7 protein-coding genes are annotated in these 8,406 nt (G+C 42.5%); 3 read left to right on the top strand and 4 right to left on the bottom strand.

Going from position 1 to position 8,406, the window contains the following annotated elements; genetic code table 11:
* From dnaX to Q0895_RS08495, 4 genes are all read right to left on the bottom strand, one after another.
* Positions 1–1,442: DNA polymerase III subunit gamma/tau (dnaX, locus tag Q0895_RS08510; protein ID WP_075103006.1), on the bottom strand; the 1,442-nt coding region annotated here is incomplete at its 3' end.
* A gap of 187 nt (positions 1,443–1,629) precedes the next feature.
* A complete protein-coding gene (gene lysS, locus Q0895_RS08505; protein ID WP_075102963.1) occupies positions 1,630–3,165 on the bottom strand; it encodes a lysine--tRNA ligase in 1,536 nt (511 codons plus the stop codon).
* 129 nt (positions 3,166–3,294) lie between these two features.
* A complete protein-coding gene (gene prfA, locus Q0895_RS08500; protein WP_075102962.1) occupies positions 3,295–4,383 on the bottom strand; it encodes a peptide chain release factor 1 in 1,089 nt (362 codons plus the stop codon).
* Positions 4,384–4,592: 209 nt separating this feature from the next.
* Complete coding sequence (locus Q0895_RS08495; RefSeq protein ID WP_058368645.1) at positions 4,593–5,738, bottom strand: beta-ketoacyl-ACP synthase III; 1,146 nt, start codon at positions 5,736–5,738, stop codon at positions 4,593–4,595.
* Between the two features lie 268 nt (positions 5,739–6,006).
* On the opposite strand from Q0895_RS08495, the gene pnuC reads away from it, so the two are divergent.
* The 3 genes from pnuC to Q0895_RS08480 all read left to right on the top strand — a co-directional run bounded on the left by pnuC (position 6,007) and on the right by Q0895_RS08480 (position 8,310).
* The gene (pnuC, locus tag Q0895_RS08490) at positions 6,007–6,717 is read left to right on the top strand and encodes a nicotinamide riboside transporter PnuC (RefSeq protein ID WP_299187699.1); all 711 of its coding nucleotides are present in this window, start codon (positions 6,007–6,009) and stop codon (positions 6,715–6,717) included.
* Positions 6,668–7,294 (top strand): ATP-binding protein, encoded by a 627-nt coding sequence (locus Q0895_RS08485; protein WP_299187697.1) that lies wholly within the window; start codon positions 6,668–6,670, stop codon positions 7,292–7,294. Before pnuC ends, Q0895_RS08485 begins: the two co-directional genes overlap by 50 nt.
* A 95-nt stretch (positions 7,295–7,389) precedes the next feature.
* On the top strand, positions 7,390–8,310 hold the full coding sequence (locus tag Q0895_RS08480; protein WP_299187695.1) for a DMT family transporter: 921 nt from the start codon (positions 7,390–7,392) through the stop codon (positions 8,308–8,310).
* Positions 8,311–8,406: the final 96 nt, after the last annotated feature.

Raw genomic sequence — 8,406 nt, 5'->3', positions numbered from 1 at the left:
GGCTCAGAAATTGGTTCAGGCTCAGAAATTGGTTCAGGCTCAGAAATTGGTTCAGGCTCAGAAATTGGTTCAGGCTCTTCACTATTAGCTACATTTTCTAAAAACTCGCTATTTGAAAAGTAGGCGTCATTGTCCGTCGACTCAACAACTGGCTCAACACTCTCGCTACTCTCGTTAGAAATAGCCTCTTGATTAGCATAGCTCGCACTATCAAGACTATAGGTTTGCGGTTCATGTAACGATGCAACGTGCCCTACAGAAGCTATAGACTCAGATAAATCAGTTGACTCTGTGGACGTGTTTGAATCGGTTGGTTCAATCGAATGAGGTTTTAAGACCTCATCAACAGACAATGGGCGAAACGCTAGGAGGCGTAGAATACACATCTCAAGCGCTTGCATTGGTGTACTAGCAAGCTTGATGCCTTCGCGCGCTTGTACTACGATTTCATAATATAATTGCAAAACATCGGGACTAATATGCTGAGCAAGTGTAACGATATTTTGAGCTTGAGCTTCATTGACGTTTAAAGCCACTTCAGGCAACAGCTGCGTCAATGCCAATTGATGCAGCAGCTCAGCGAGTCCGTCAAACATACTGGTTGCATCAACCATTTGTGCACGCATCTGCTCAATATGAGCGGCAACAGCTGACTTGTCATGGTTATAAATATCGGTGATTAGGCTGACCAAATCAGCGGCATCAATCAGACCTAGCATAGCATTGACCGTCACATCATCAAGTGACCCTTGACCGAAGGCAATGGCTTGATCAGTTAATGACAGCGCATCACGTACAGAGCCTTTAGCCGCACTCGCCAGCTGCCAAAGCGCAGGCTGGGTATGAGTAACTTGCTCTTTCGTTAACACGTTTGCTAAATGCTCGCTGAGTAACGTCTGCGGTAAAGGGCGCAGCACAAACTGTAAACAGCGTGAGATGATAGTAATCGGTAGCTTTTGTGGATCAGTGGTCGCCAGCAAAAACTTAACATGTTCAGGTGGTTCTTCTAGCGTCTTTAGTAGCGCATTAAAGCTATGTGTAGATAGCATATGCACCTCATCAATAAGGTACACTTTATAGCGACCCTGACTTGGGGCGTAAGGGACATTGTCTAGTAGCTCACGTGTGTCTTCGACCTTGGTACGCGAAGCTGCATCAATCTCAATCAGATCGATAAAACGTCCTTGGTCGATAGCGACACAATTATCACAAACACCGCACGGTGTACTGGTAATGCCAGTCTCACAGTTTAGACATTTGGATAAAATACGAGCAATCGTCGTCTTACCCACACCGCGCGTACCAGTAAATAGATAAGCATGATGCAGACGATTATAATCAATCGCATTAATCAACGCTTGTGAGACATGCGTTTGGCCGACCAACTCATGGAAGTTTTTTGGGCGGTACTTACGCGCTAGAACTTGATATTGCTGCGTCATAGCTATCCATTTTGCCAAATGAGTAAAATGCTGAATTGAGTATGCTTTTTGAGTCTTTATTATAGCAAAAAGCCAGCGCATTCGTCTGGCTTCTTACCGGTTCAAAAATAACTTAACAGCCGCTTAGTCAGTAGATTCTTAACCAAGAATATTGTTTAAAAAGCTTTGATCAAATGACGCTTAATCATTAGTCGGCTTTTCGGCGCATATGCGGAAATAAAATCACATCACGAATACTAGCAGAGTCAGTAAATAACATCACTAAGCGATCAATACCGATACCCTCACCTGCTGTCGGCGGTAAACCATAAGACAAGGCTTCGATGTACTCTTCATCAAAATGCATCGCCTCTACATCGCCAGCATCTTTTTCAGCCACTTGGCCATGAAAGCGTTCTGCTTGGTCAGCTGGATCATTTAATTCGCTAAAACCATTCGCCAGCTCACGACCACCGATGAACAGCTCAAAACGATCCGTAATTTCAGGATTATCATCGTTACGGCGCGCCAGTGGTGACGTCTCAGCTGGATATTCTGTGATAAAAGTTGGCTGACGTAATTGATGTTCTGCTGTCTCTTCAAAGATGATAGTAATCAATTTACCGATACCAAAGACATCTTTTACTGGCTGCTTGAGGGTGTTTGACACATAATCTACTAAATAATCCCGATCATTGATACGTGCCATATCGAAGCCTTCAGCGTATTTTTCGATAGCCTCAGTCATAGTTATGCGTTCAAACGGTGCTTTTAGACTGATACTCTCCTCTTGATAAGTGATTTCAGTCGTGCCCAAAATATCCAACGCAAGCTTATTAAACAGACGCTCAGTCAAATCCATCAAATCATGATAATCAGCATAAGCCTGATAAAACTCAATCATAGTAAATTCAGGATTGTGACGCGTGGATACCCCTTCGTTACGAAAGCTGCGGTTAATCTCAAATACTTTTTCGAAACCACCCACAACCAAGCGTTTTAGATAAAGCTCAGGCGCGATACGCAAGTATAAGGGCATGTCCAATGCATTGTGATGCGTCACAAATGGACGCGCGACAGCACCACCTGGAATAGGATGCATCATTGGCGTTTCAACTTCCATAAAACGCTCATTCAACATAAACTGTCGAATACCGCTGATCACTTGACTGCGAATCACAAAGGTGTCACGAGTTGTCTCATTGGTCATCAAATCAAGATGACGATTACGATAACGCGCTTCTACATCAGCCAAGCCATGAAACTTATTTGGCATTGGACGTAGTGACTTGGTCAATAAGTGGAATTCTTCAACATGGACATAAAGATCGCCTTTTCCTGAGCGACCGATATAACCTGAGACGCCAACAATATCACCTAAATCTAGCGATTTAATGCTAGCGCGTGTTTCTTCATCTAGCTCTTTACGAGCGACGTAGAGCTGAATGCGACCCGTCATATCTTGAATAACAATAAACGAGCCACGGTTAAGCATCACGCGACCTGCCACATGAACCTGTGTTTTGTCACCCTTAGCAACATTATCTTCAATCTCTTGCTTTGACACACCCTCAAAGGCCGCTTGCAGATCTTTGGCATAATCTGTGCGTTTGAACTGGTTAGGATACGGCTGTTTACCTGAAGCACTGATATCATCAAGTTTAGCTTGCAGTTGCGCAATAAGCTCGTTGGCCTCTTCTAAAGTCGGGGCTTGGTCTTGGTTTGGGTTGCTTTGCTTTGACATAACACTCTCAAAATGGTTGGATGATTAAATACACACATTAAAACAATAAAGTTGTCACTACGATAACCTGCTAATTATCATAATCATAGACGATAGTTATTATATAATGATTAAGGGCTAATACCGGTGCTACTCACCGCCAATACTAGCCATTAAGTCCGCTTGATGTTCACGTAGTAACGAGTCAAGCAACTCATCTAAGTCGCCTTCCATGATGGAATCAAGCTTATATAAAGTTAGGTTGATACGATGATCAGTCATACGCCCCTGCGGAAAATTATAGGTACGAATACGCTCTGAGCGATCACCACTACCAACCAAGTCACGGCGCATCTCATCTGCAGTATCTACCTGCTCTTGCACTTTGGCTTGTTGAATACGTGAGATGAGCATCTGCATCGCTTTTGCCCGGTTTTTATGTTGGCTACGCTCTTGCTGACATTCTGCCACCACACCTGTAGGAATATGTGTTAAACGTACAGCAGAGTCTGTGGTGTTGACGTGCTGACCGCCTGCACCGCTTGAGCGGTAAGTGTCCATCTTGATATCAGCAGGATTAAGATCAACGCTATCATCGATTTCAACTTCAGGCATGACAGCGACTGTACAGGCCGACGTATGGACGCGGCCTTGGCTTTCTGTCTCAGGAACACGTTGGACACGGTGCGCACCAGATTCAAACTTGAGACGACCATAGACTCCAGTACCCGAAACCCGAGTGATGATTTCTTTATAACCGCCGTGCTCACCTTCATTGGCCGATAGCACCTCTACCGTCCAACCTTGATTTTGGGCGTACTTTTGATACATACGGAATAGGTCACCGGAGAAAATCGCGGCTTCATCACCGCCAGTACCTGCACGAATCTCCAAAAACGCCGGAACTTTATCATTGGGATCTTTTGGCAGCATCATGACATTGAGTGCCTCTTCCATCTCTACAATGGTATGACGGGCATTATCAATCTCATCCTGCATCATCTCTTTCATTTCTGGGTCTGATGCTTCCGCTAGCATACTCTCTGCATCGGCTTGATCGCCTTCTGCTCGTAGATAGTTTTGCCATAAGGTAGTGATGTCCATCAAATCACTGTGCTCAACCGACAGCTCACGGAATTTATTATTATCGCTGATAACACTAGGATCGGACAATAAGGCGGTAACCTCTTCATAGCGGTCTACCATCTGGTCTAAGCGCAAGCGCAAGGATTCTTTCATAAAAGGGCTTTTTATAAATAAGGGGAATAAGAATGCGATTATAGCAAATTTTTGCACTGAAATTAAAATCACTGCTTGAACTTAGGCTTTATAACGTCAAATAACTTTAAATTTGCTTGAAAGACGAAAATTGAACCATAAAAAATAGCCAAGACTGCTCTTGGCTATTTTGTTTACTATAAGGTTTGACCATTAAAAAAAGACTGTCTTTAGACCTTACGTACTAGCACTGAACCGATAGAATAACCAGCACCAAATGAGCAAATCACGCCCAAATCACCAGACTTTAGATCATCTTTATAACGATGGAAAACTACCATAGGGCTAGATGAGCTGGTATTAGCAAATTCAGCGATAACGCTCGGTACGATAGCTTTATCCGCCTCTTTGCCCATTACTGTACGTAAAATAAGATCCAGCATATTGGCATTGGCTTGGTGTAACCACATCATCTTAACTTCTTGAGGTTCCAAATCATTTTCTTGTAAATGCTCAAGAATGACCTCAGACACCTTTGGACAGACTTCACGGAAGACTTTGCGACCATTTTGTAAAAACAGCTTGTCCGTTACTGGCTCCTTAATATCAGGATACATTTGCGTTTCGGCTGCCAAAAACTCCGAGCGATCCATAAAGCCGTATTCGTTTTTAATGTTGGTTGAAAATTCGGTAAACAGTTTACTGTTTAAAATCTCATAGCCTTTAGGCGTATCCAGTTCTTCTACGATACAGGCAGTTGCGACATCACCAAAGATAAAGTGACTGTCACGATTACGCCAGTTTAGATGCGCGGAGGTAATCTCGACGTTGACCACAGCGACACGTTTGGCAAGACCTGACACGATAGAGCCATGCGCTTGTGATAGACCAAAAGTGGCTGCACTACAGGCAACGTTCATATCATAAGCGTAGCCACCAACCATGCCGATTTCTTTTTGAATCTCGATGGCAACAGCAGGATAGGTACGCTGAAAGTTTGAGCAAGCCAGTATGATACCGTCTAAGTCGTTGGCTTCAAGTCCTGCATCAGCAAGTGCATCTTTGAGCGCTGCCGCCCCCATCTCCGCCATGACAGACAGCTCCTCGCCCAAGTTACGATAGGCAATCACTGGCGCCATGATTTCAGGGTCCAAAATACCGTCTTTTTCCATCACGTAGCGTGATTTAATGCCTGATACTTTTTCGATAAACTCAGCAGATGAATGCTGGAGTGCCGGGATAGTGTCATTCGCTATCTCGTCAGCATGCGCTTCGTTATAATTGTCAACGTACTGGTTAAATGACTCTACCAGCTCTTCATTACTAATACTAAAGGGAGGGACATACAGGCCAGTACCGGTGATACAAGTCGTCATGATAAGCTTCCTTGTCTACTACTATTTGGCTTATTAATAAGCATAAAAAGGGAGAAAATAGCGCAAGTCTAATTTCGGTGAATAACTGTAAACTTAAAATCAATGTCTTTATTATGCCTGAATATTATTATTTTTCTAATACTTTGTTACAAATAATCAATTTCATGTCAATAATCGGCAAAGGCTCGCGCTATTGACGCCTACCTACTATATAATTAACTTCACTTAAACGCACTTAATTTTGGCAAGATAGTAGTTAAGGAACATAATGAAAGGTCTTTTTATTTGGTTGTTTGGACAATATGCCGATTATCCTACACTCTTTATTATACTAGAAATCATCGGTGTTATCTTTGGCGTTGCCAGTGTATTGCTCGCCCGCAAGCTTAGTGTATTAGTCTTTCCCATTGGCCTAATTAGTACTGCTATCTTTGTGTATTTGCTATGGGAATGGCAGCTATTTGGTGACATGTTTATCAATGCTTATTACACAGTAATGGGCTTGTATGGCTGGTTTAATTGGTCAAAAAACAAAGCGGCAGTCAAAGGTAGAAGCAAAAATCCCAATCAAGACGATATCAGTATTGAGCATATTCAATCAAGTGATATGCCAATAATGGCGCTATTGGCGGCTGGAACAGTTGGCTTTGTGGCGCTGGTTTATTATTTCCGCCCTGTGATTAACAACGGTTTTAGCTTCGATGGTGCAATATTAGGTCTGCATTTATTTACTTGGGTTGATTATACCGATATGCTGACTACAGCATTATTCTTAATGGCTATGTGGCTTATGGCAAGCCGTAAAATTGAGCATTGGCTACTATGGATAGTCGCCGACGCGATTTCAGTGCCATTATATTTTTATAAAGGCCTTACCTTTACCGCATTACAATACGTAGTGTTCACTCTCATCGCAGTTTGGGCTTATTATGAATGGCAACGACGCTACCGCATTCAATCTCACGCAGCATACGCATAAATCAGTTATCAAAGTTGCCATCTTAGGGGCAGAAAGCACTGGCAAGACCACATTATGTCGTGATTTGGCAACGCATTTTGGTAGCCCTTGGGTACCAGAGTATATGCGTATTTATTTGCAAGAAAAATGGGATAACGAGCAGATGACGTGCACTTGGGACGATTTATTACCCATTGCCCAAGGTCAAATAAAACTTGAGAATACGCTAGCCCAGCAAGCGGCTCAAAATCTTCTACCTCGCCTAGACATTGACATTGATACTGTTACTGACACTCAAAAATATCTATTTTGTGATACCAGTTTGTTTGAGCTAATGGTTTATTCAAATTGGTATTATGGCGACTGTCCTCTTGCGCTAAAACAAGCCGCGCTGGCGCATCATTATGATTTAATACTGCTAACAGACGTTGATATCCCTTGGGTCGCTGATGACTTGCGAGATAGTCCGTATGAGCGTGAAGAGATTAGTGCTTATTTTGAGAGTCAATTGAATAAATATAATAAAAGTTTTAGACGTATCGGCGGGGACAGAGATGAGCGAATTCGACGAGTGGATAATTATTTAAAGCATTTATGATTTCTGCTTAGGCTATTTTATTAACCATTAATTTATTTTAATAGTCGTTAACCCTACTATTTCTGTACTCAAACTCTCGTTTATTAGGAATTTTTTTGAAAGCCACGCTATATACGTTAACTGCTTTAATAGCCTTTGCTGCAAACTCTCTGCTTTGTAGAATGGCGCTCGCTGGGGATTATATTGATCCTTGGAACTTTACTATTATTCGTTTATTGGGTGGTGCTGTTTGTTTGGCCATTATCATGAATGTACATCAGCGTCGTCTACAGCAGCCAAGTACGCCTCATCAAGATACAGATGTTTTAAAAGAGACTATTTTAAAAGATAAGGGCAGCTGGCTAAGCAGTCTCAGCTTGGTAATTTATGCGCTCTGCTTTTCGTTCGCCTATGTGGAGCTTGATACTGGCACTGGCGCGCTTATTTTGTTTGCCGCCGTTCAACTTACTATGATCGGCTGGGGCATTTATCAAAAAGAGCAAGTAAGCACTATACAATGGGTAGCTCTTTTTATCGCATTCGCAGGTTTCGTCTATTTAATGCTCCCTTCAGCAGCAGTACCCTCATTGTTTGATGCGATGATTATGGCAATAAGCGGTATCGCATGGGGTATTTATAGTATACGCGGCAAAGCTTGCGTATCCCCGCTTCGTGCTACAGGTTTTAACTTTATTAGAAGCCTTGTCGCTATTCCTTTATTGTTTTTGGTAGGAATGAATTATTTGACAGGTATTAGTACAGAAGGTGCCGTATTGGCAAGCATGTCAGGCGCCATTACTTCTGGCGTTGGCTATAGCCTTTGGTATGTGGCCATGCCCTTATTAAAAAGCACTCAAGCCGCGGTTGTACAGTTTTGTGTGCCAGTATTAGCAGCCATCGCAGGTGTGTTGTTTTTGTCTGAACAACTAACCTTGCGTTTCATCATCGCAACCATAGTAATTTTGGGTGCTGTTTCAGTATTTGTCTTGACCAAACAAACACCTAAACTCCCTGCCCAAACTAAGACAGTTAGATAAATATTTTTAACTTATCAGACCCGTAACACTCAGAAACACTTTAGATACTATATTAACGCCAAACAATAACGTTAGATAAATTTATTACTTGTAACA

The sequence above is a fragment of the uncultured Psychrobacter sp. genome (genome assembly GCF_947495825.1).
Taxonomy (GTDB): Bacteria; Pseudomonadota; Gammaproteobacteria; order Pseudomonadales; family Moraxellaceae; genus Psychrobacter.
Note: the sequence above shows the minus strand (reverse complement) of the source record. Positions and strands in the feature narration are given on the sequence as shown.

What these genes read in the sequence shown, in the direction of transcription:
- lysS (WP_075102963.1), bottom strand. Translation starts at nt 3,165, where the DNA reads ATGTCAAAGCAAAGCAACCCAAACCAAGACCAAGCCCCGACTTTAGAA.
- prfA (WP_075102962.1), bottom strand. Translation starts at nt 4,383, where the DNA reads ATGAAAGAATCCTTGCGCTTGCGCTTAGACCAGATGGTAGACCGCTAT.
- Q0895_RS08495 (WP_058368645.1), bottom strand. Translation starts at nt 5,738, where the DNA reads ATGACGACTTGTATCACCGGTACTGGCCTGTATGTCCCTCCCTTTAGT.
- pnuC (WP_299187699.1), top strand. Translation starts at nt 6,007, where the DNA reads ATGAAAGGTCTTTTTATTTGGTTGTTTGGACAATATGCCGATTATCCT.
- Q0895_RS08485 (WP_299187697.1), top strand. Translation starts at nt 6,668, where the DNA reads ATGAATGGCAACGACGCTACCGCATTCAATCTCACGCAGCATACGCAT.